The sequence below is a fragment of the Vibrio sp. AIC-3 genome (assembly GCF_013114515.1).
GTDB classification, from domain to species: Bacteria; Pseudomonadota; Gammaproteobacteria; order Enterobacterales; family Vibrionaceae; genus Vibrio; species Vibrio crassostreae_C.
This window is the reverse complement of record NZ_VTXG01000020.1, coordinates 41,144-65,078: the sequence shown is the minus strand read 5'-3', so window position 1 is coordinate 65,078 and position 23,935 is coordinate 41,144. Positions and strand designations below refer to the sequence as shown.

Annotated in this window: 19 protein-coding genes and 2 pseudogenes; 15 read left to right on the top strand and 6 right to left on the bottom strand. The window is 43.9% G+C overall.

Annotation, left to right across the window (positions count from 1 at the left end):
* Positions 1-92: 92 nt before the first annotated feature.
* The 3 genes from F0229_RS14540 to thiM are packed head-to-tail and all read left to right on the top strand — an operon-like array spanning position 93 to position 2,553.
* Positions 93-1,049, top strand: coding sequence for an ABC transporter substrate-binding protein (locus F0229_RS14540; protein WP_065104608.1), 957 nt, complete (start codon positions 93-95; stop codon positions 1,047-1,049).
* An 8-nt stretch (positions 1,050-1,057) separates the two neighbouring features.
* Positions 1,058-1,738: a thiaminase II gene (gene tenA, locus F0229_RS14535; RefSeq protein WP_171733115.1), complete on the top strand. Its 681-nt coding sequence runs from the start codon at positions 1,058-1,060 to the stop codon at positions 1,736-1,738.
* A 29-nt stretch (positions 1,739-1,767) separates the two neighbouring features.
* Positions 1,768-2,553, top strand: a complete 786-nt coding sequence (gene thiM, locus F0229_RS14530) for a hydroxyethylthiazole kinase (RefSeq protein ID WP_108203194.1) — start codon at positions 1,768-1,770, stop codon at positions 2,551-2,553.
* 129 nt (positions 2,554-2,682) lie between these two features.
* Here thiM and F0229_RS14525 read toward each other — a convergent pair whose 3' ends face one another.
* A complete protein-coding gene (locus tag F0229_RS14525; protein ID WP_017061910.1) occupies positions 2,683-4,626 on the bottom strand; it encodes a methyl-accepting chemotaxis protein in 1,944 nt (647 codons plus the stop codon).
* A 261-nt stretch (positions 4,627-4,887) separates the two neighbouring features.
* Here F0229_RS14525 and thiE point away from each other — a divergent pair, with 261 nt between their 5' ends.
* Positions 4,888-5,505, top strand: a complete 618-nt coding sequence (gene thiE, locus F0229_RS14520; RefSeq protein WP_171733114.1) for a thiamine phosphate synthase — start codon at positions 4,888-4,890, stop codon at positions 5,503-5,505.
* Between the two features lie 100 nt (positions 5,506-5,605).
* Here thiE and F0229_RS14515 read toward each other — a convergent pair whose 3' ends face one another.
* Entirely contained in the window at positions 5,606-5,950 is a 345-nt protein-coding gene (locus F0229_RS14515; protein ID WP_017064409.1) for a hypothetical protein, read from the bottom strand.
* 490 nt (positions 5,951-6,440) lie between these two features.
* On the opposite strand from F0229_RS14515, the pseudogene F0229_RS22075 reads away from it, so the two are divergent.
* The 4 genes and pseudogenes from F0229_RS22075 to F0229_RS14500 all read left to right on the top strand — a co-directional run.
* A pseudogene (locus F0229_RS22075) lies at positions 6,441-7,121 on the top strand (PAS domain-containing protein); the annotation flags it as partial.
* Positions 7,116-7,682 (top strand): annotated as a pseudogene (locus F0229_RS22070) (hypothetical protein); the annotation flags it as partial. The pseudogenes F0229_RS22075 and F0229_RS22070, both read left to right, overlap by 6 nt.
* 22 nt (positions 7,683-7,704) lie before the next feature.
* Positions 7,705-8,805 carry an AI-2E family transporter gene (locus F0229_RS14505; protein ID WP_171733113.1) on the top strand — a complete coding sequence of 367 codons (1,101 nt, stop codon included), beginning with the start codon at positions 7,705-7,707 and terminating at the stop codon, positions 8,803-8,805.
* Positions 8,806-9,465: a potassium channel family protein gene (locus F0229_RS14500; RefSeq protein ID WP_017064414.1), complete on the top strand. Its 660-nt coding sequence runs from the start codon at positions 8,806-8,808 to the stop codon at positions 9,463-9,465.
* A 112-nt stretch (positions 9,466-9,577) separates the two neighbouring features.
* Here F0229_RS14500 and F0229_RS14495 read toward each other — a convergent pair whose 3' ends face one another.
* Together F0229_RS14495 and F0229_RS14490 are read right to left on the bottom strand one after the other, a co-directional pair.
* The gene (locus tag F0229_RS14495; RefSeq protein ID WP_171733112.1) at positions 9,578-10,117 is read right to left on the bottom strand and encodes a DUF3332 domain-containing protein; all 540 of its coding nucleotides are present in this window, start codon (positions 10,115-10,117) and stop codon (positions 9,578-9,580) included.
* A gap of 225 nt (positions 10,118-10,342) precedes the next feature.
* Positions 10,343-10,504 carry a hypothetical protein gene (locus F0229_RS14490; RefSeq protein ID WP_171733111.1) on the bottom strand — a complete coding sequence of 54 codons (162 nt, stop codon included), beginning with the start codon at positions 10,502-10,504 and terminating at the stop codon, positions 10,343-10,345.
* Between the two features lie 265 nt (positions 10,505-10,769).
* On the opposite strand from F0229_RS14490, the gene F0229_RS14485 reads away from it, so the two are divergent.
* A complete protein-coding gene (locus F0229_RS14485) occupies positions 10,770-11,363 on the top strand; it encodes a hypothetical protein (protein WP_171733110.1) in 594 nt (197 codons plus the stop codon).
* A gap of 230 nt (positions 11,364-11,593) precedes the next feature.
* Here F0229_RS14485 and F0229_RS14480 read toward each other — a convergent pair whose 3' ends face one another.
* Complete coding sequence (locus tag F0229_RS14480) at positions 11,594-11,803, bottom strand: hypothetical protein (protein WP_004731601.1); 210 nt, start codon at positions 11,801-11,803, stop codon at positions 11,594-11,596.
* A 948-nt stretch (positions 11,804-12,751) separates the two neighbouring features.
* Between F0229_RS14480 and F0229_RS14475 the strand changes: the two genes are divergently transcribed.
* The 6 genes from F0229_RS14475 to F0229_RS14450 all read left to right on the top strand — a co-directional run bounded on the left by F0229_RS14475 (position 12,752) and on the right by F0229_RS14450 (position 22,760).
* Positions 12,752-13,684 (top strand): siderophore ABC transporter substrate-binding protein, encoded by a 933-nt coding sequence (locus tag F0229_RS14475; protein ID WP_017066720.1) that lies wholly within the window; start codon positions 12,752-12,754, stop codon positions 13,682-13,684.
* A 100-nt stretch (positions 13,685-13,784) separates the two neighbouring features.
* Positions 13,785-14,738 (top strand): ABC transporter permease, encoded by a 954-nt coding sequence (locus F0229_RS14470; RefSeq protein WP_171733109.1) that lies wholly within the window; start codon positions 13,785-13,787, stop codon positions 14,736-14,738.
* On the top strand, positions 14,731-15,681 hold the full coding sequence (locus F0229_RS14465) for an iron chelate uptake ABC transporter family permease subunit (RefSeq protein ID WP_171733108.1): 951 nt from the start codon (positions 14,731-14,733) through the stop codon (positions 15,679-15,681). The genes F0229_RS14470 and F0229_RS14465 overlap by 8 nt, the downstream gene beginning before the upstream one ends.
* 12 nt (positions 15,682-15,693) lie before the next feature.
* Positions 15,694-16,458: an ABC transporter ATP-binding protein gene (locus F0229_RS14460; RefSeq protein ID WP_065585089.1), complete on the top strand. Its 765-nt coding sequence runs from the start codon at positions 15,694-15,696 to the stop codon at positions 16,456-16,458.
* A 310-nt stretch (positions 16,459-16,768) separates the two neighbouring features.
* Complete coding sequence (locus tag F0229_RS14455) at positions 16,769-17,794, top strand: HD-GYP domain-containing protein (RefSeq protein WP_029235511.1); 1,026 nt, start codon at positions 16,769-16,771, stop codon at positions 17,792-17,794.
* The gene (locus F0229_RS14450; protein ID WP_171733107.1) at positions 17,787-22,760 is read left to right on the top strand and encodes a transporter substrate-binding domain-containing protein; all 4,974 of its coding nucleotides are present in this window, start codon (positions 17,787-17,789) and stop codon (positions 22,758-22,760) included. The genes F0229_RS14455 and F0229_RS14450 overlap by 8 nt, the downstream gene beginning before the upstream one ends.
* A 94-nt stretch (positions 22,761-22,854) precedes the next feature.
* Here F0229_RS14450 and F0229_RS14445 read toward each other — a convergent pair whose 3' ends face one another.
* Positions 22,855-23,745 (bottom strand): LysR family transcriptional regulator, encoded by an 891-nt coding sequence (locus F0229_RS14445; protein WP_017061891.1) that lies wholly within the window; start codon positions 23,743-23,745, stop codon positions 22,855-22,857.
* Positions 23,746-23,935: the final 190 nt, after the last annotated feature.

The window sequence follows — 23,935 nt, the reverse complement described above, 5'->3', positions numbered from 1 at the left end:
AAGGCTTCGCTCAACGCTATTTATCTAAACAAAACGTCGTTAAAAACTAGTTCTATAAACACAATAATAATATTCAAAAGGAAAGGTTAACTATGAAAAACACCAAATTGGTAGGTGCAGTGGCACTGCTTGCTTCGCTAGTGTCAGGTCATGCTCTAGCGGACTCTGAACAAAAGAAACTGACACTGATGTTGGACTGGTTTGTGAACCCGAATCATGGTCCGATTGTTATCGCTCAAGAGCGTGGCTACTTTGCTGACCAAGGCTTAGAGGTTGAAATCCAAGAACCAGCAGACCCAAGCACGCCAGCAAAATTGGTCGCGGCAGGTAAGGTTGATTTAGCGGTAACTTACCAACCAAGCTTAACCATGGATGTGGCAGCGGGTCTTCCTTTAGTTCGTGCATCAACCCTTATCGCGACGCCACTGAACACACTAATGGTACTGGATAACGGCAAGAACGATTCGCTAGCGGATCTTAAAGGTAAAAAAATCGGTATTGCGATTGCTGGCAACGAAGAAGCGACTATCGGTACTATGTTAGCGCAAGAAAACGTTGCTTTTACAGATGTGCAAACCATCAATGTCGGTTGGGCACTTTCATCTTCATTGGCATCGGGTAAGGTAGACGCAATCTGGGGTGGCTTGCGTAACTTCGAAACTAACCAATTAGCACTTGAAGGTTTTAAAGCTAAGGCATTCTTCCCTGAAGAGCACGGTGTGCCCGCTTACGACGAGCTTATCTTTGTTGCGAACGCAAAGAAACACGACGACGAAGCAATCAAAGCCTTCAACAAAGCATTGGAACAAGCAACGACTTACATTGTGAACCACCCACAAGAGTCATGGAGTGAGTTTGTGGCGTATTCACCAGATACGTTGAATAACGAGCTTAACCAACGCGCATGGAACGACACATTGACTCGCTTTGCACTTCGCCCTTCTGCTGTAGATATGAAGCGTTACGACGATTACGCACAGTTCATGTTCGACAAAGGCATCATCAAATCACTACCAAAAGCCGCTGATTACGTACCGACTTTTGACTAAGGAATCTCATGAAATACCAAGACTTAATCCAAGCCTGTCAGCAAGATTGGCAAGACTACACCGAGCATGATTTTGTTAAAATGCTAGCAAACGGCACCCTCGCTCAGCCGTGTTTTCTGCATTATTTGAAGCAAGATTTTTTGTTTTTAAAGCAGTATGCTCGTGCTTATGCATTGGCAATTTACAAGGCTAAAACCTTGGCTGATATGCGTCGTGCACTGCCTAGTGTTCATGCTCTGTTAGATTCTGAAATTTCACACCACGTGACTTACTGTGGTCAGTGGGGTTTAACCGAATCGGATTTAGAAAACGAGCCTGAAGATTTCGGCACTGTTGCCTACACGCGCTACGTTCTAGATGCGGGTATGACGGGTGATCTTGTCGACTTATATGCGGCACTGGCTCCGTGTTCCATTGGTTACGCTGTGATTGGTAAAGCGCTGTTAGAAAGCAGCGATACCGTATTAGAAGGCAACCCATACTCAAGTTGGCTGCAACTGTATGGCAGTGAAGAGTTCCAGTCTGGCGTAGCAACGGGCGCGGAATACTTCAATCAGTTGCTTGCTGAAATTGATATCAACAGCGAACGCGGTCAGAACATCGTTCATATCTTCAAAACCGCAACGCGTATGGAAGTGGCTTTTTGGCAGCAAGGGCTGAACGCTCTTGATGATTCAACAGCGGCTTAAAAGCGACTTTCACGAATAAGGATTTACCCATGCTTACTGAACAAATTATTCAATCGCTGCGCGCAGTACGAGAGCAAAAACCACTGGTTGTGAACATCACTAACTATGTAGTGATGAACAACACGGCCAACGCGTTATTGGCGATTGGCGCTTCGCCTATCATGGCGCACTCACAACAAGAACTGGCTGAGATGATGTCATTCTCTGGCGCGCTTGTAATTAACATTGGCACATTAGACAGTGTTTGGACGCCAAGAATGCGCTTCGCGGTCGAACAAGCTAACGCGAACAATAAGGTTGTGGTTCTTGACCCTGTGGGTTGCGGTGCAAGTACGCTGCGTACTGAGACTTCTCGTGAAATTGCACGTTTAGCCGATAAGCTAATCATTCGTGGTAATGCGTCTGAGATTATCGCGCTAGCGGGTGAGCAAGCACAGAGCAAAGGCGTTGATGCGTTGGATAGCAGTGATGCTGCATTAGGCGCTGCGCAATGCTTAGTGGCTGAATACGGCGCGAATGTAGTTATTTCTGGTGAGACGGATTACGTTGTCACGAAAGACAGTGTTGTGACGTTAAACAATGGTCATCCAATGATGCCGTATGTGACAGGCATGGGCTGTACTTTAACAGCATTGACGGGCGCATTTGCTGCTATTGGTGATGACAGTGGTTTGGCGGCAGCAGCGGTATTAGGTGTGGTTGGTGAAATCGCAGCTGAAAACTCACGCGGCCCGGGTAGCCTGCAAATGAACTTGCTTGATGAGTTGTACCAGTTAGATGAAGAGACTCTGATTCAACGATTGAAGATTCAGTAGGGTTAACCGAACTCTAAGCCACAAGCCTAACTTAAATCTCTTTAGATAAAGAAAAGCCCCCGACACTTATGTGCTGGGGGCTTTTTATTATTGCTTTGGAACTGTGCCAGCTGTGTATGGACTAGCTGGCTAGGTTCTAAATCGATTCACTTGGCTCTCTAGGTGGTGAGCAACCTCGGTTAAGTCGCTCGCTGCACCTGAAATGCTGCTTACCGACTCTTGGTTGCTTTGAGCAATAGTGTTTGCACCTTGCGCGTTTTCACCCAGTGATTTGGTAAGACGATCCTGCTCATCAACCGACACCGCGATTTGGCTGTTGGCTTGGTTCAGATCTTGGATGTGTTGATTAATCACATGTAAGTTCTGAGAAGCTTGCTGTGCTTGAGTTGAAGCATCTGAAACCGTGCTGTGGCTCTCTTTAATTGACTCTAACGCATCTTTAGCACCACGTTGTAGTGAGGTGATGAGCTCATCAATCTGGCTAGCAGAGTCTTGGGTGCGTTTAGCGAGCGTTCTTACTTCATCGGCTACGACGGCAAATCCACGACCTTGTTCGCCTGCTCGAGCGGCTTCAATTGCGGCATTCAGCGCGAGAAGGTTGGTCTGCTCAGATACGCCTTTGATTACTTCCAGTATTGCGCCAATGTTCATCGACTCTTTGTGCAGGTCGGTCACTTTCTGGCTGCTGACCTGCATGCTTTCATCGGCGCTGCCAATTTCGTGCAGTGTCTTGTCTACTTCCTTGAGCCCCATCGCGACATTCTCGGTCGCTTGGTTCGCGACTTGAGAGGCGTGGTTGGCACTTGAAGCTATCTCTGATGTGCTTGAAGCCAGTTGATCAACGGCAGAAGAGATATTTATCATCTCGCTATTCAATTGTGTTGCGTTGGTCGAGCTGTTATTGGTCACTTGATTGAGTGACTCCGACATCTCACCAATACGCACGCTAGAACGGTTCACTTGGCCAACAATATCGCGCAGAGATTCAATGGTGATCTCCATATTAGTCAGCAGTTCGCCAATCTCATTTTTGCTCTCAATGTTCACTTCCACATTCAGGTTGCCCTGAGAAAGCTCGTTGGTGATCTGTTTAACTTGTGCGATGCCTTTAGTAATAGAGCGAGTCACCAACACGGCGCTCGTCATGCCAATAACTAAAGCCACACCCGTCAGCAATATGATGATTTGAATCGAGCGCTTTTCGCTGGCTTGCAGTTCTGGTGTTAATGCTTGTTTCTGTTGTTCTAGAATGCTCTGAGCATCAGCTACCGAAATCGCTAAGCTGTCACCAATAGAGGCGAGGGTAGCGGTTCTTTGAGTGTTCTCCAGCATCTGTTGGTGAACTTGTTCAAAGCCTTTCGCGTACGCTTCACGTTGGTTAGAGAAATCTTCAATCAGTTCACTTTGATAAGGAGATGATTTAAGAGATTCAATATCGCCTTCTATACCTGGCAGAGCATATTCAAAAATGTCTTTACCAGCTTCATAGGTTTTGAGGTCGTTGTTGTTTGAGTAACTCAGCACTGTGATCTTGGCTGCGAGGAAGTTCTCCATCAACATGCCTGCGTATAAGCTCGCGTTTGGATCATTGTTATTGTAAGACTCATACAATAAGCTCTGAGCCGCTTTCAGTGCGTTGGTTTCTCGTGTGACCATCTCCACGTTCACTAACTGGTCAATGAGCAGTTGGCTCTGTTTCATTGATCCATAAGCCGCATCAAAAGCTGCAACGCTGTCTTGCACTAATTGCAGGCTCGACAAGCTATCAGTATTGGTGGTGGTTTGGATTAAGTTGTTCAGCAGTTCATCAATCGCAAGTTTGCTCGATTGATAATTCGCTTCGTATTGATCATCCAATGACTCTAAGTAACGTTCAGAAGCTAAACGCATCTGAAGAAAGTGCACTTGAATGTTGCCTGACAATGTCGCCTTGTGGCTGAGGTCACTGTACTGGCTAAAGCCGTTCGACAAGGTTTGAATACCTTTGTAACTCACAAGGCCTGAAATGACGAAAAAGAGCAAGCAGATGGCATAACCCAGCTTGATCTTGAGCGCTATAGAAAGGTGGCGCATAACTATCCCTATATTTACCTGATTCCTTCATAGGGGAGTATTTCATAAAACAGCATTCTGGGCATGCTAAAGCGAATAGTTTGTGTAATAAGTAACGCTTTTGTTAGAAAAATCGGGTTTTTCGACATGCTTTCAACGAGTTGCGTATTTGAATTCAACCGCCTAACTTAAGGGATTAAGTGCTAACTTCCATGCATAGGATGTGATTTGTCGGTAAAATGGCAGAAAACCAATTTTAGAAATCGACTTCAAAGGTACGCGATGAACCCTTATAAACTTTATCTGGTGACTGACGACCAACAAGATCTAGAAACGCTTAAATTCGTGGTTGAACAAGCGGTTGCTGGTGGCGTCACTATGGTTCAAGTAAGAGAAAAACATGGGGACGTAAGAGCCTTCATTGAACGAGCACAAGCGGTTAAGTCGATTCTGGCTGGCTCAGGTGTTCCGCTGATCATCAATGACCGAGTGGACGTAGCATTGGCTGTCGACGCCGATGGTTTGCATCTGGGTCAATCGGATATGCCTGCAGAGTTAGCACGTAAGCTGATTGGTTCAGACAAGATTCTTGGGTTATCAATTGAAACTGAACAGCAGCTACAACAAGCAGATAGTTTGCCGATCGATTACATTGGTCTCAGTGCGATTTTTGCCACACCGACTAAGACGAATCTAAAGAAACATTGGGGTTATGAAGGCATTCAAATGGCTTTGAAAACAACGAAATTGCCGATTGTTGGTATCGGTGGAATCAACGAATCGAACATTCCGCAGTTGGTTAACACAGGTATTCATGGATTAGCCTTGGTATCAGCGATATGTCACGCAGAAGACCCGAAACAAGCGACCCAAGATTTGTTGTTTTTGATGGGAGAGTGAGTTTGTGGTGGCTAGAAAACAAATGAGACTCGTCATTTGTTTTCTAGTTAGAGCGCATTAAAGCGCTCGATGCAGTAGCCAGTAAAATTTGTGGTCTAACTTACTGAATACACAGAGCAACCGTGCCGATGACCATAAGAACGATCGCAGCGTACCAACCGTATTGTGCTGTTTTATCAGCAACAAACACCTTAATGTAGTTGATCTCTTCATGCGCCATTGCGATGAAGTCCGTGTAGTTAATCGATAACTCACGGCTAGCTTCTTTCAGGTCTTGTTGAAGCTTGTTGAAAGACTCATCGATGAAGCCCTTTGTTTCCGAAGCAGACGGAGTAGCAGTTAACGCAAGGCTATTCCAAACCGCCATACGCGATTCATATTCGCTTTCACTGACACAATTAAGTACGCGTAAATCATACTCTCGTTTGTTACGCTCTTTACCCATTTTCTCAGGGCAAATATTTCTTAAAACGTTCACGACAAATTTTCCAAAAGGTTCATTTAGATATAAAAAAGCACTCAAAGAGCGCTCATAAACTGGGTGCGAATTAATATTCAAAAAGTGATCTATTTGAAACCGATATAAGCAACGGCAAGGCTGAGCGCTTATCTGGGAGATTTGAAGTTGGGTCAGTGGTGTTAAAGAGCGATTTGGGCCTGTCTATATTCGTTTGAAAAGACAAACCCGTTGGGATCGCATAGTAGTTATGTCACTTTGGGACATCAACTAGGGTGTTTTATCCACACGACAAAGATATTTATCGGCAAGATAAGCAGAAATGAGGTAGCGGTGGTGTGTTCCATGCCGATATTGAATCTCTGAATTGACGATGTTTTGAAAATGGAGATGATTTGATTTGTATGTGTCGTAAAATGGTAAATATCTTAATTAAAACTTAGCCATCATAGTCATTCGCCCATCACCAGAGCAAACTATGAACAAGTTAAGTTATGACCGAAAAATGCCGCTATACGTGGTGTCTGCACTTGTCCTCAATATGGCATTTAGCTTGTGGTTGCTGAGTATTGCTTCTACGCCAGCCATGTTTTTTTCGGTGTGTGCGTTGTTTTTACTTAGCACTCTTATTACCGCACGCCTTTATCGACATGAAATGGCTCAAAGCAAGAATAACTTGTCGGAAGCGATCATTGATGGTGTCGCAGGTTTTATTGTCCTCGATAGTCAATTGAGGGTCATACAAGTGAATCAACAATTCTCTCGGGTTTCAGGTTATGCCTTTGACCAAGTCGAATCTCGTCCGATTTCTGATCTCTGTTTTATGAATAACAGCAGCCTAATCACGACCATTACTCGCTCACTGAAGGAAAACCAGAGATGGAAAGGTGAGTTGAGTGGCGTCAGTCGACTTGGTGAGCAGTTTACCGTAAACGTTGTGGTGGAAAAGCTAACTGAAATTCTGCCGCACAATAACAAGTACGTGGTGACCTTTACGGATATTAGCCGACGCAAGATATTGGAGCGTCGATTAAGAATGCTGGTGGAAACGGATTCACTGACAGGGTGCTGGAATCGACGCCGCTTTGATAACGACTTAAAACATTATTCTAACCTGGCAGAGCGTTATGGTTACACACATTCCCGTTTTGCGTTAGTGCATGTATTTTTCCCTGAGCCAAAATCGGCGTTCTCAGGCTTCGCTGCTGCGCCACTCGAAAAGAAACAGCGTTGGTATGCGGCCTTTAGGGCGATGATTATCTCCTATCCAGTGGTGTGCTTTTTCTTTATTTTTCAAATATCTGAAGCTTTACTGACAATGATGTTCATTGCGTTGTTATCGTTGATGATTACGTCAGAGAAGTCGATAAAGTTGAGCGCTTTTTTGGTGATAAGTAACGGTATCGGGGGATTGCTGGCGATTGCTGCTTTTTCAATTCTTTCTATAGTACCCAACATTGTCTTCTATTCTTTGTTTATAGGACTTATTGCCATTCTTATGGCTACCAAGATCTACACGGTTCCCGAAAAAGCACCTATTTTCGCCACTGCATTTAGTACGTTGCTCGTACTTGTTGGTAGCACGTTGATGAGCTCCGGTGACATCGATAGCAACACTCTTATACGCATATTCCAATTAGTGTTAATTGGCATATATATGATTTTGGCTTCTCTATTCCTAGAAACACGGAATTGGAAGTTTCTACAAAATCAGCCTTAATTTTGTCTAACAAGGACGTCTCATGAAGTTAACCGATGATTTTTCAAAACAGGCGATAGACGCTGCCATCAAGATCGCAGCGATTGCCATGCTCGTGTATTGGTGTTTTTCGATTTTGCGCCCATTCATTCTTTTGGTGATATGGGGTGCGATCATTGCGACTGCGTTGTATCCAGTGGCGGTCGCAATTTCAAATAAAACCGGGGTGTCGAAAGGTAAAGCCAGTGCATTGCTGAGCTTTATTGGTGTGATTCTTCTATTTATTCCTTTGGCGGCGCTTTCTTCTGGTATCTACACCAGCGCGACTGACCTGATGACAGGGCTTCAAGATGGCACATTGTCATTGCCTAAACCGAAGGAGTCTTTGCAAGATATTCCATTAATAGGGGAAAAGGTTTATTCAACCTTGGTTGCAGCCTCCAACAATATTGAAGGCACTTTCATAAAGTATGCAGATGAAGTTAAACAGTTCGCGACGAAAGCCGCTTCTGTTCTTGGCTCTCTAGGTGGCGGCTTTATTCAGTTCATTATCTCTACCATCATTGCTGGTGCATTCATGAGTAATGCCGATAAATGCAAAACTGGTGTGACTCACTTAGTGGCGCGTTTAACGGGCGGCAAAGGTGAAGAATTGGTAGAGCTCTCTAAATCGACCGTGCGAAGTGTTGTGCAAGGTGTGATTGGTGTGGCTGTGATTCAATCCATGATGTCGGCAATCGGTTTGGTGATTGCAGGCGTTCCTGCGGCTGCGTTTTGGGCGCTAGCTGTGCTGCTCATTGCGATAATCCAACTGCCACCGATTCTTGCTCTATTACCTGCGATCATCTACATGTTCAGCGTTGAATCGACACTGGCGGCGAGCTTGTTCTTAGTGTGGTGTATTTTGGTGAGCGGCAGTGACGCTATCTTAAAGCCAGTATTGCTGAGCCGTGGCTCTCACATTCCAATGTTGGTAATTCTATTGGGTGCACTGGGCGGAATGGCGATGTCAGGCATCGTCGGTCTGTTTGTCGGTGCTGTGATACTGAGTTTAAGCTATGAGCTGACGATGGCGTGGCTTGGACTTGAAGAGAAAAACCAACAAGAAACTGAGAAAAAACCTGCAGAGGTCGAGGGAAAATAGATGAAGCCAGTCTCTAAAGACGACAACTTCTACTTCTTATTCTATGCACTGTTGGTGTTGTTTTTTGGTTGCGCGGTGATGCAGCAGTTTTATCCGCAAGGCCAGAAAACAATCCTATTTCTTATCATTATTACGTTGGCGAGTTCAATTGCCGGTATTCATAAAGAGCGAGCCTTGTATCGCTCTTGGTATGGGCTGTTATTGATTACGGCGCTCGTGTCTGGCGTGTTTTCATTTTTGGAAGGCTATAACCTGTCGATAGTGACGCTATCGGCGTTGGCTGTGTTCTTGTTTTCACACATTTACTCGGCGTTGAAGCAGGTGATGAAAGCCAAAACGGTGACACCCAATCACATCATCGGCTCCATCTGTATTTACTTGTTGCTAGGGTTTGCTTGGTCGACCATCTACTTGTTAATTTTAGAGATCTTTCCTAATGCCTTTAACGGGTTAGAAGAGCAAGTCTGGCTGACGAACTTGTTTAATGCGATGTACTTTAGCTTTATCACCTTGACTACGGTTGGTTACGGCGACATATCACCAGCTCTGCCTATTGCTCAATTCTTTGTGTTTATGGAATCCATTATCGGCAGCTTTTACTTAGCTATCATGGTGGCGAGTTTGGTGAGCATTCGACTTGCACAGTCTCAGTCCCAATAGAGTATTTACAAATAATAGAGCACATACAAACAAGCCCGGCAATCGCCGGGCTTGTTCTATTTTATGAGCTCAAAAGTCTCTTTAAGTTTGAACTCTGTGTGGGCGATGAACCTTAAGCTTCAGTGCCTTGAATCTTCTCTAATTCAGCGATAGTTGTTTGCGATACAAGCTGACCATCCATGTAATAGGTAACGTTTTGACCGTCTTTGATGCCCGTTAGAGTCGCTGTTTCACCAGATGTATAGATGATGTCCATTTGAATCGTGTTTTCGTCGATCTTAATCATCTCACCCGTTTCAATGGTGCGATTGTTAGAAATTGGGCCGACAGGGGCTTCTTTCAGGCTTGGGTCCAGCTCATCGTTCACTTTGAAGTGCGTGTCTGTTTTTGTATCAAATACGTGTGGTGAACCGCTGATAGGGTTTTTACCTGTCCAGAATTCAAGTGAGTTGAATACCACATAGTCTGCTGCGGTAGTAATACCGTATACAGGCGCTAATAAGAAGTTTACACCTGCACGGGCATAGCGGTTATCGACAACTTCAACGTTAAATTTCATCACTTTCCCTGTTACGGCGTTGCTGCCGATACAACCAGTTAGCGCAGAAGCCAAAACCGTTAGTCCTACAATTTTAAGTGCAATCTTTTTCATTTTAGTACCTGTATAAGTTAGAAGTCTGTTTTGTTGGAACAGGTGTAGTATGGTTTTTATTCGATGGTCAGTTTTACCATTTAGCGCCACTGACGATATAAAATGCACTCGGACTTTTGGCATCAAGCTAGGTATAAAACTGGGCACAAAAAAAGCGCGACCTAATAGGGCGCGCTTTGGGGTATTTAGATAAGTCGTAATGAAAATAACGACTCCCATATAGAATTACTTCATCACGTAGGTATAAGCCGATACGACAAGCCAGCGGAAAAATCGAAATAAAAGGGTAGTGGCTTTAAAGGCAAACTTGGCAATGGATACCATTGCTTCTGAACCAATGCTCACGCACTTATGCCAATCGGATTCTTTGTATTCTGAATAGGTCATCTGTTTTCTCATTTCTCGCGCTTGTCTTTCATATGTAAGTAACGACTCCTGTCTGGCGATATCCCCTGAGCGCGTAATGTACGAACTTTCTCCGATAGAGATTTACCATTTTATGCCAAGTGGGTTAATAACTAGCCAAAAGAGAAAGGGCTGAGAGAATTTAACGGCATAGCGAGGTGTAACTGTTCAAGTTACCGAAAAAACGAGGGTAATAGTGGTATGATCGCGGGCTCAGCACCATAAGTGATAAAGAATAGGAAACAGAATGACTCACCTTACCGAACAGCAAGAAGCTGCAATGGCGACGTTTAAAGAAAACTTACACCTTCCAAATGGTGGTTTTCATAAACTGATTATCGAGCTAAGTAAGGAGTATCAGCTGCCTTTCCAAAAGGTGCGTGCGGTTTTAAAGAAAGCTCAAAAAGATGTTGAACGACAAATACGAGAAGATTTTACCAGCGTTGATGACACAGTACTGAGCCAAGCGAATTGGGTAAACATCATTAAGTCGAAGCTTGTTGACTTAGCGGAAGAAAACCAAACGGTCATGGATAAGCTGCAACAAAACCTGAAGTATCAAAAAGTGTTGTCGGCAACCGAGGGTTCAATCGCAAGCGAAGACGAACGTGACGAGTTGATTGAAGAGTTGATTCAAGCTTATGAGCAAGAGGTGTTCAAACCGTTACTGGCGATGTTGCATACAACGAAGCTGTATTGGAAGTTAATGCTGGTGGATGAGACATGTAAGATGAATGAGGAGAATCGTGAGAAGTTCAGTGATTACCCTCAACACATGCAAGCTGCAGAACACTTATATACTCTTGATCAGAAGTTAAGGTCGATGCCGTTAACTTATTAGTCCATGAATGCACTGATAATGACTCAATGGTGATTTAGAGTTTGATATAAGTTGGTTTCAATAGAAGTACGATAACCTAGCTAGCGTTAGCCGCGTGTGAAATGCAAAAAGGGCTAGGTTTCAGATCTGTTTTACTTCTACTCTATTTTGTTCTGCTAGAGCGAATTGAGGGTGACATCTTTTACATCTTTGGGACTAGATGGTGTTTCTTTTGTAGCCTTTGGGAAATGCTATAGGAGTGTGAAATGTCCTAGGGTGTTTCCGTTGCCTGAAACGATAGTTCCGATGCTTTCTCGTTCATTAAATTCAAAGTCGATGAGATAGCTGTGATGTTGTAGCTTGGGCAATATGTGGCGGTGGAGTATATCGCTATTGAGCTGTCGAATCTCGGTGACCCATGAAATCTCTTCTTTGTGTAAATCTATTTTAATCTTGAGCATTTATTACCTTTTAGTTTATTGACTGTTTTTTCGCGTGATAGTTGGTACCAATGGGTTTGTCGTGTTGTTCTGCGTGACATAACTGTGCCTTGTGTTTATTACATTTGTATTTAAGTGCTCGATCTATTCTGACTTCGCTGACAAAAGAGCAAATGACGATAGATCGGTAGTAGGATCGAATTTAAAAGCTATTGAATGACTATCTGGGTGAAAGCTGACGCAGAGATGGTGTAACGAGGGAATCGAGAACTGTCTATGTGGAACTTGGACTTACTTTAGCATTAACAGCTCTATAGATTAGAGCCAGGTGGCGAACTATACGCCTAGTTTTCAAAATTACAACCCTATTTTCAATTAAATTCAAAAATATTTTTGGGTGATTTACCATCGGTTACTGAAGGTTAAATGAGCGAAGGTCAGGGATTTGACCATGATATCTGACTGAGTCTTGGCTTTTCAGCTGTTCGTATTCGTTGTCATTAGTGGGTTTAATTGATCAGCTAATTTGGTGATGATTAAGTCTCTGTTGTATATGATCTTTACATTGTAAATTACAATTCTTGACTCTGAGGTTGAGCGTTGTGATTCTGGGGTTCAGAGTTTTAATTGCAGGGTTTTCGGGCACTTTCCCCATCAGTTTATTCTTCAGATTGATGATCACTTTCCTCTTCGCGTCTTTTTGATATTTCTGATTCCTAATACCTCTCCTGACTACGCAAAATATGAATACTCACTTTTACATTTCTGAATAATAAAGTTGTTGTATCGCCAATTTAGTGCAAATATAATTGATAATAGTTCTCACTTGCGTTACAAGTTTGTTGTCAATCCAATGACAGACTTTAAATTATCGTTATTTAGCAGTTGTGTACGCCCCATGCTCGTCTATGAGTAATGTGACTTTCATTGTCATGAGTGGTGGTTTGTATCAATGGCAAAGGAAGAAACATGAAGAAAACAATCAATTCAGTTCGCCAGTTATTGAGCGGGCTTGCCATCGTTCTAGCATCATCATTCATGATGACCGCGCATGCGGAAACCGTCACCATTGAGCATGTGAAAGGCACAGCGCAGTTTACTGAAGTACCACAGCGAGTGGTGGTTCTAGGCCACGGTAGCTTAGACGTGCTCGATAAAATTGGTGTACAGCCAGTTGGCGCGCCTCATAGCTTGCTGCCTGATTACCTAGCTTCGTACAAAGATACGACGGCAAATACAGGCTCTTTAAGCGAACCTGATTTTGAAGCTATCTACATGTTGAAGCCTGACATCATCATCGCGGAAAACCGCATGCTTAAGGTTTACGACAAACTGGCACAAATTGCTCCTACTGTCATGTTTTCTATTGAAGGCGACAAGTACTGGGCTGATGCTCAGCAAAACTGGCGTGTGCTAGGCGACATCTTTGGTAAGCAAGCTGAAGTCGAAGCGATCATTAAAGAGACTCAAGCTTCTATCACAGCGGTAAACGACAAAGTAGCGTCTGACGAAACTTCAGCAATGATGCTAATGAACAACGGTAACAACATTGCGATGTTCAACAAAGGCAGCCGTTTCTCAATCATCTTTGATGACTTTGGTTTCGTGGAATCAAAGAGTGCAACCGTGGCTCCGATTAAAGGAACACACGGCAACCTAATCTCTTTTGAATACATAGCTGATGCAAAACCTGAAGTGCTTTACGTGCTTGACCGCGAAAAAGCGATTGGTAAATCAGAAGGACGCGCACAACAACTGTTTGATAACCCACTGGTTGCGGCAACACCTGCAGCGCAGCACGGCAATATCGTTTACCTTGATTCAAGTGCTTGGTATTTGGCTGGTGGCGGTGTGACGGCGATTCACAGAATGATTAGTGACATTGAACGTACGATTCAATAGTTACTAACCATCAGATTTTCGGGCTTATAAGAGTGTTCTTATAAGCCCTTTTTCACTTTTTTATACGGGCTACCCGAGACCTACCTTTAGTATTATTTCTATGTTGAAACCCATTGCAGCTGCTGTATTTCTTGTTGTGTTATGCGTTGCGTCATTGATGATTGGAGTCGCTGAAATCAGTTTTAGCGAGTTCTTCAATGGCAACCAACACGCCAATTCTATTTATATTGTTAGTCGGATTCCTCGACTACTCGCGATCGTGCTTGCCGGAGCGGGATTGAGTGTTTCTGGCTTGATCATGCAGCAAATCGTACAGAACAAGTTTGCCGCGCCTTCGACGATGGGCACCATTGACTGTGCGATGTTGGGTTACATTGTCGGCATTCTAGTGCTAGGCAATGCTGCGCAATGGAGCTACTTAGGCTTTATCTTCGCGTTTGCAGTGTTTGGCACCATGCTATTGGTTCGCTTCCTACAACACCTCAAGTTTAAGAACGCGGTATTGGTGCCTTTGATTGGCATTATGTATGGCAACGTTGTTTCGTCTCTAACAACCTTTATTGCTTATAAGTACGACTTAGTACAAACCATGTCGGCATGGACTATGGCGAACTTTGCGAGCGTGTTGCAGGGCAGCTATGAAATCCTTTATCTCGCGGTGCCTGCTTGTGTATTGGCTTACTATTTCGCGAGCCAGTTCAGTGCGGCGAGCATCGGTGAGAGCTTCGCGAAAAACATCGGTTTGAATTATCAGAAGATCGTCTTCATTGGTGTTGCGTTAGTGGCTATCAGTGCCTCCTCTGTGGTGATGATCGTTGGTGTTATCCCATTCCTTGGCCTTATCGTGCCGAATATCGTGTCGCTGATGATGGGCGATAACATGAAGAAGATTCTGCCTTGGACTGCCTACTGGGGGGTGATCTTGGTGTTGGCTTGTGACCTGCTAGCTCGAATCGTCATCTTCCCTTATGAGATTCCAATCTCGATGGTAATCAGCATCTTTGGTGGCATGATTTTTATTTACCTAATCATGAGAGACAAGTCGAATGCGTGATTCAGTAAAAATTGCGATTCTGGCTATCGCGTCTTTGGGTATGACAGCGCTATTCATCGGGCAGGGGCTGACGTGGGATAACTACGAGTTCTTCTTGTCTCTGCGCCTACCAAAATTGCTGTCGATTGTGTTGGCGGCGGTAGCGATCTCGGCGTCGTCATTGGTTTTCCAAACCATTACTAATAACCGAATTCTAACCCCCTCCATCTTGGGCTTTGACAGCTTGTATATGCTGGTACAAACGGTACTTCTGTTTGTGTTTGGCAGTGCTAGCTTCTGGGTGATTGACTCGATCGCAAACTTTTCGATGTCTGTGACTGTGATGATCTTGTTCTCGTTTGCTCTGTTCCATTTCTACTTTAAGAGCAAGCGAAACAACGTATTCACACTGCTGTTGATAGGCATCGTATGTGGCAGCGTATTCTCGAGTTTGTCTAACTTCTTGGCGATGTTGATTGACCCGAACGAGTTCGCGGTGCTGCAGAATGTGATGTTCGCAAGTTTCAATAACGTGAAAGGCGAGTTGGTTTACCTCTGCCTTATTCCTTTGGGTTTGAGCTTGCTTGGCCTTTGGTTGTTGGCGCCTAAGCTTGATGTACTTTGGCTTGGTGTTGATAACGCGACAAGCCTGGGTGTGAACACCAAGCGATTGACTCAGATTACCTTGGTGATTGTGTCAGTGATGGTCGCGGTGTCTACGGCTCTGGTTGGCCCTGTGCTGTTCTTTGGCTTGATCACCGTAAGCTTAGCTCGCCAGATATTCCGATCTTATCAGCATCGTGTGCTTATCATCGCAAGCAGCTTACTAGCGATCGTGCTATTGGTTTCTGGCCAATGGTTTATCGAAAAAGTGATGGCGTTTGAAACCACTGTGAGTGTGATTATTAACTTGGTCGGCGGTTTGTATTTTATGTTCTTGTTGTTACGCACCAGAATTCAGTAAAGGTAGTAAGTAGTGATTAAATTAACAGGTTTAACTAAGAAGTATGGCAAGTCACTCGTGGTGGATGATGCCAGTGCTATGTTCCCGAAAGGCGAAGTGACTTCTATCATTGGCCCAAATGGTGCGGGTAAAAGTACACTGCTTTCAATGGCGAGCCGCTTAACAGACAGCGACGCGGGTGAAGTGGTCATTGGCGATAAGTTACTGGCTGAGTGGGATACCAAAGAGCTAGCGAAGCACCTTGCCGTGTTAAGACAATCAAACAACATCAATATGCGATTTACGATTCGTGAGTTGGTCTGTTTTGGTCGCTTCCCACACTCTCAAGGTCGCTTGAAAGACGAAGATCATAAAATCGTCGATACAGCACTAGAACACCTTGGCATTACTGACATCCAAAATAAATACCTTGATGAGTTGAGTGGCGGTCAGCGTCAAATGGCGTTTATCGCGATGGTTGTGTCGCAAGATACGGATTATGTGTTCTTAGATGAGCCTCTGAATAACCTTGATATTAAACACTCGGTTGAAATCATGCAGACGTTGCGTCGTTTGGCGCATGAGTTCAATAAAGCGGTCGTTATCGTGATTCACGACATCAACTTCGCTTCTTGTTACTCAGATAACATTGTTGCGATGAAGAAAGGCAAAGTGGTTAAGTCGGGTAAGGTTTCGGAAGTGGTTGAAAAATCAGTGATGGAGTCTATCTACGAGATCCCATTTGAGATTCGTGAGTTCGATGGTGTTCGAATCTGTATGTATTATTCTGGTCGTTAGATTACTGAATAACTCGGTTGTTTTGCTTTCTAGCCGTTGAACGAAAAGAGCTCCCATATGAGGAGCTCTTTTTGTTTTCGGATAGTATCTGTGTTGTTAGTGAAATGTTGCAATGCAAAGGTAATTCCCCTTGTATAATAATAACTTAACTGACGTAATATTGACTGGTCGTACTTCTAATAACGCCAGTTTGAAGTCACTCGCAGATCTACTCTTCATTTTTGAAAATCAATTGCTTTTTTTTCTACTTAACCTCTGGAAACCGTTCTACACTAGGGTTATAACTGTTTGATTTGTATACGAGGTATCAATGAGTCGGAAACCCATAGTGTTAGTCGTGGATGACACCCCAAGTAACTTGGATGTGTTAACGGCAATACTCAAAGATACTTATCAAGTGAAAGTAGCGATTAACGGCACAATTGGTATCAAAATTGCGAAGATGGTGCCGCAGCCAGACCTTATCCTCCTTGATATCATGATGCCTGACATCGATGGTTACGAGGTGTGCCGCCAACTTAAAGCTCAGCCGAATACGGCTCACATTCCTATCATTTTCGTGACCGCCACAATTGGTCCAGAAGCCGAAGTAAAAGGACTCTCCTTGGGGGCTGTCGATTACCTAACCAAGCCGATAACCCCTGCAATTGCACTCCAGCGTGTGAAAACGCATATCGCACTTTATGACCAACAACGCGCGTTGTTTAGTCAGGTAAAAGAGAAAACTCAAGAGATCAATCTCGGTAAGCTAGAAACACTGAACATACTGGGTAGAGCTGCTGAATTTAAAGACAATGAAACAGGCATGCACGTTAAGCGTATGAGTCACTACTGTGAAGTGCTAGCTAAAGCCTTGGGAATGACTGACGAAGATGCCGAGACGTTGCGTGATGCAGCACCAATGCATGATATTGGCAAGATCGGTATTCCTGATAGCGTATTACTCAAGCCGGGTAAATTGGACGCCGACGAGTGGACAATTATGCAAAAGCATGTCGAATATGGTGTTGATATACTTGGTAGGCAGAGTGATTCCAAACTGATGCGTATGGCTATTCAGGTGGCGCAATATCATCACGAAAAATGGGATGGCAGTGGTTATCCAAACCAGATAGCTGGTGAAGGTATCCCATTGGTTGGAAGAATTGCGGCCGTTGCTGACGTATTTGATGCCCTGACCGCAGAGCGCCCTTATAAAAAAGCTTGGAGTATTGATGAGGCGCTGAACTTGTTTGAAGAACAGAAAGGCAAACATTTTGATCCAACTATCGTTGATGTGTTTTTTCTGAAGTTACCTGAGATTCTAGCAATTAAAGAGAAATTTAGAGATGAGTGATGGCTTGATGTTGTCGCTAAATCGTTTGGTTGTTTTTCTGGTCATTACACTTGTGGTGTGGCCGCTGCTAATGCGATCTACGAATGCTGCTGAGGTAACAGATACTGAGTTAAATCAGTGGTTGGGAAACCAACCAACGGTAACTTTTGTTGTCTTGGCCAACCATTATCCTTACTCATTCATCGATGATGATGGGCAGGTTTCTGGGATCATCAAAGATTGGACATTAGATCTTGAACAGCGTTTTGGTGTTCATGTTCGGTTTGTCACAGTTAACTCGCGTGTCGAGGCTAAAGCCGCGTTAGTCGACGGGCGAGGCGATGTATTTCCATTCCAACAGTTCGACCCAAGTGAAGGTGGCCGTTTTCTTGCGAGTGCTCCCTATATTCCTTATCAGGTCGCAGTGATTGTTCCCATCGACAACAAACTCGATGGAAACCTAGATCAAAATAATAAACGCCGTATTGCGATGGTTAATGAAAATATCGATTTGGAGCGAGCCGGTGTCAAATTGAGTTCTATTGAGCGAGTGGATTTTGATAACGTTATTGATGCAGTACGTGCGTTAGGGGCCGGGGATGTCGAAGGCATGGTCGGTGAACCTATCACCACTATGGATCTTGCGGAAAAGATTGGCGTTCATGATTTAGCGGTAAATTATGTTCTGGAGCATTGGAAAAGGTTTGAAGCATCAATGGTGATTCGAACCGATGAACCAGAACTGCTGACGCTAATCAACAAACAGATTGAAACCTTCGACGTTGATAACAAGAACCAGATTTTATCGAAGTGGCTAGACAGTTCCCCCTATCGAGTGCCGCTAAAAGGCGTGTTTGGCTTTGGTAACCCTCCGTATTTTTACCCAGACAGCACCGCAGTCGGGCTAGAGCACGACATTCTTCAGCGTGCACTGAATGACATGGGATATAAACTAGGTGACGTTGTCACACTTCCACCTAGCGCCGCTAAAAAAGCCATCGATAACAATAATTCTATAGCCTTTGTTTCTGGTGTTCAGTTTGATGATCCTAATGCGCACTTTTTAAGTGATAACGTTCTTAATATTGCGTTTGTTCCTGTTTCACTAACTCGCCGCAAACTCCAACTTCAATCCCAAAAAGACCTATCATTAGGGGCGTTATTGTTCGACGAAACATCCTCAATTAAAAACTCTGTTGAAGTTCTGAAGAGTAAGTTAGACATTGATCGTGTTGAAGATTACGAAGATCTTGAATCAGCATTCTCGCAGTTGAGGGCTCAAAATGTTGACTTGCTAATGGTTGAACGAAGAGTGCTAGAGTGGTTTATCACCAATACTCGTTTTATTGAAATGGCAGAGCTAACGCTACATGACGAGTATAAAGTTGAGTATCCGATCTATGTGGACTTTAAGAGTGAAGAAATCAGAGATAGCTTCAATGCCGCAATTAAAAGGCTTAAACAGGAGGATGACGGCTTAAACCAAATTATCGAGATGCAGGTTCAGAGTGATTTAAGCCTAGTCCTTAAAAAAGCGAATATTATCGCGCAAATATCTGCGTATTTTATCGTCAACGACCGCTTTGAAGAGTTGACGGAAGTGTTTGAAATTTTCGACACGGACAGTTCTTTTCAGGTGATCACCGCACAAGCGGATAACAATAGTCGCCCGATCAAATCTTGGTACATAGGCAACCTAGTTGATCAATATGGAGAGAAGAAAAATACCTCTCACTTTTCATCAGTCACCAAGGTGGCGAATTATAGGACCAAGGGAGGGAGTATCAACTCTGGTTCGATGACTTTCTACTTTGATGTTAATTCGTTAGTGCGGAACCATGTTTATTTTCCATCTGTCGAACAATTTAGTTCATTCGGAGATGCGGCGAAACGCTATATTACGGATGTTTATCAAGCGAGTAACTTGACTGGAGAGATCCTAAATCTAAGCCAAAAAGAGAGGGCGTGGATTAAAGATAATCCGGATGTACGTATAGGTATCGATCCGAATTCGTTACCTTATGAAGCGGTATCCAATACCGGTGAATACATCGGGATGATTGATGATTATCTAACGCTGATTGAACAAAAAACAGGGCTAAGTATTCAGCATGTTGACGTGGCGAATTGGTCTGAGACCCGAAGCTTGGTTGATCATCATGAAGTGGAACTGGTCTCAGCAGCTCAAGAGAATCGTTCGTTAGGAGATAACGTCAAAGCAGCTAAAAGCTTGTTTTCAAGTCGTTTGGCCATTGCATCGAGAAGAGACGTTAGTAGCTTGGTACTTGAAGAAGCTGATGGTTGGAAAATCGGTATATTGAAGAATGCGGCAAATACTAACGCGATTTTAGATAAGTACCCGAACGTTGAGTGGGTAGAGGTAGAATCCACGGCCGATGGGCTCAACCGATTGGATGATAAAACCTTAGACGGCATGGTCGACACTGTTGATGTCCTCAATTATCTCATTGATTCATTTGGTCATCGAGAGATTGGAATTGTCGGACGACTTGATTTTTTCCTTTCACCCACCTTACATGTCATCAAATCTGAGCCTTTGCTTTATTCGATTGTGAATAAGGCGATTGAGAGTATTTCTGCTGAAGAACATCAAAAGATATCGGCGAAGTGGGCGGCGCCAAAAGCGATAGAAAGAGTTAATTATCAATTGGTTTACACCATTTCGGTGTTCTCTCTGGTGATCCTTCTTCTTATTATTTTCTGGAATCGTAAATTAGCGAAGCAGATCAGTATTGCTAAGGAAGCGACCGAAGCTCTGGAAAAGGCGCAGAACCAACTCTACAACATGCTAAATAGCTCTCCAATTGCAGCTAGTGTGGTATTTGAAGAAGAGGTTCGTTACGCGAACGATACGGCAAAACGTTTGTTTGGCGTGGAAGATCAGGCGTTGTCTTCTATCGACGTTGCCGCTATCCATGACTCGCTGAGCGTTCATGATGGCGTGCATGAAGAGCTCGACCTTAACGGTAAAGTTGAAAATAGGGAGTTAGTACTCAGAAAGTCTGATGGAACCCGATTTGTTGCTTTGGTCAGTTACTATCTTTTTGAGATTGATGGTGAAGTCGCCACACTATTTTGGGCATTCGATATTTCAGAAATGAAGCGCCTTAACGAACAATTGGAAGAAGAGAAACAGAGAGCCGATTTGGCGAGCCAAGCTAAATCGGAATTCTTAGCCAATATGAGCCATGAGATAAGAACCCCAATGAACGCCATTATTGGCTTGTCTTATCTGGCGATTGGCGAAATATCTAATCCTGTCGCTCGAAATTACATTGAGAAAGTGCACCGTTCTGGCCATTCGTTACTCGGTATCATCAATGACATCCTTGATTTCTCAAAGATAGAAGCTGGACAACTTGTTATTGATAACGTCCCGTTTGATCCCGTAACGACCTTTAAAGATGTGATTGAACTAATGGAGTCGAAAGCAGCTGAGAAACAACTCAATTTGTCGATGGTCATCGACCCAGAGTTAGACACGCCACTGCAAGGCGATCCCTTGAGGTTGTTCCAAGTCATACTCAACCTTGTGGGCAACGCGATTAAGTTTACGGAACAAGGCAGCGTAGCATTAACGGTGGAGCATGTTGACTCGAACGACAGCAGCCTAACCATGAGAGTGAGTGTGATGGATACCGGGATAGGCATTTCGGATGAGAACCGTCACAAGCTGTTTGAAGCCTTTAGCCAAGCGGATACCACAACGACACGTCGGTTTGGCGGCACAGGGCTTGGGCTCAACATTAGCCAGAAATTAGTTCATGCGATGGGCAGTCAAATTACGGTAGAGAGTGTTTACGGGCAAGGCAGTGAGTTCTCCTTTGTACTGACATTGCCACGCTCAAGCTCGGATGCGTTAGCCGACTTCAAAGCTCAAGAGTTGCAACTGGATTATCAGATAGAGTTCAAAGGGCAAAGAGTGCTATTGGTTGAAGACAATGAGCTGAACCAAGATCTCGCCTTAGCATTTTTCAGTCGCTCTAAATTAAATGCCGATCTTGCTGAAAACGGAAAGGAAGCGCTGGAGTTAGCTAAAAACAACGACTACGAAATAATCTTCATGGATCTTCAAATGCCGATTATGGACGGCTTTGAAGCTACCCGTTTGATTCGTGAATTCGATATAGATGTACCGATTATTGCAATGTCAGCCAATGTTTTTGATGATGCGAAACAACGAGCGAGGGAGTCGGGCATCACGGACTTCTTGGATAAGCCTATTGTTATTGATAAAGCGATGTCTTTGATTACTCGATACATTGTTCCTGAGGTCTTAGTTGAAGGTCGAGCGCCATCAGACACCTCTTCAGATGCGATCCAGACAGGTGATTCTGGTGAGAGTGCGGAATTGAACTCCGATCCCCAAATTGAGCCGCCTGTTTTCTCTCAGTCGAGGTTTGAGCAACTGACTTATCATGATGTGAAGCTGCAAGCCAAAATGCTTGATAGGTTCTGCCAAGGATCGCCAGACATTATGTCGGATGCTTTTGATAACTTAGTACAAGGCGACTGGGAGACGTTAGAGCGTAATCTACATACCTTAAAAAGCATGGCAGCTTCGATTGGTGGATTGCGATTGGCAGAGTTACTCAGTGATTTAGAAAGCAAAGCGCATAACAAGGCGTGTGATGAAGCAGATCTTAAGCAAGGCGAACTTGGGTTAATCGAACTGATTAAAGCAGTTGAGATCAGCTTTGATGTGTCTGGTGTTGGGGGATTCAATACGACAAGTACTGAAGAAGCCGATGCGAGTCTTGCTGATACCTCTGATTCACCGAGCATCACGTCAGAACAGCATGCTCAGTTGCTATCACTGCTGGATGCTTATGATAACGATGCAACTCAATATGTGACTGAGTTACTGGCACAGTATCCACATTCTGTTGTTCTCAAAGATGTTCGAAGTGCGTTAGATAATTATGACTTTGAACGAGCAAAAGAGGGGCTTGGCGCTTCTGAGTAGTTGTCTTTTATAAATATCACTTCAACATTAAAGCCTTTAGCTCTTATAGCGAAATACCGAGCTAGCTAAAGGCTTTAAATCTATCTATACCGAACTAACGACTCACGTTCTGTTTGATTAGCTCAACAACCGTATCGTATCGGTGCGGCAGTTTTCGGTTTCGTTTTTGAACCAGATACAGCGTTTCCTCTACTTCTACCTTTGGCGGCACAACGTGTAGCTTGTCTCTATCTGGGAAGTGTTCAACCGCGCCAGCCGGTAACACGGTAAAACCTAATCCTTTTGATACGGGTAGCAAGATCTGGTGAAGCTGATTGATGTAGCCAGATCTTGGTATCTCATTAACGTTGATGTTCGCTAAGTCTTTATCTCCGCAAAGGTCGAAATACAAAGACAGATAGTGTGCAGAATCTGGGTGGGCAATCAGGCCAATGTCATTCAATACTTGCGGCGTTATCTCTAAATCAGCAAGGCTGTGGTGAACAATAAGACACAGTGCTTCTTTGCCGATGACTTGGCTTTGGTAGTAGCTGTCGTTCGGGGAATGCCTAACAATGCCGATATCGGTAGTGCCTTCGCTTAGGTCATTCAATATCTTTTTGTTTGGAGCGGCTTCTAAGTTAATGCTGAGCTCTTGGTGTTGCTGTTGAAGTTCAAGAAGCTTGGGATACAGACGCAAAGAGAGTGAGCCAGAGCAAGACAAGTGACATTGCCCAGCATAAGGGTTATCAAAACTCAGAGACTCAAAAAGATCTTCTTGGTCTTTCTCTAGTTTGATCGCATAGCGATACATAATCCGACCCTGTTCGGTCAGTTCGAAGCTCTTGTTTTCTCGAGATAGCAGGTCACAATTACAAGCTTGTTCAAGCTTCTTGATGTGTTGGCTGACTCCAGGTTGTGTCATATACAACTTTTCTGCCGTTTGGGTGAAATGGCCAACTTCAACCAGAGTCTTAAACGTATTGAGCCAAAGTGGATTAATCATACTCACCTTCAAATACTAAAGCCTATAAATAACAAAGCCAATAAATAACAGAAAATTATTATTATCTTAAGTAATGATAATTTCAACTCTAGCGTCTTAAGTAACGCTAATCAAAGTCATGTGGTGGTAGTACTTTATATTGGTCTATTGGTCTATTGGTCTATTGGTCGCTTTGTAGAGTTGCTATGAG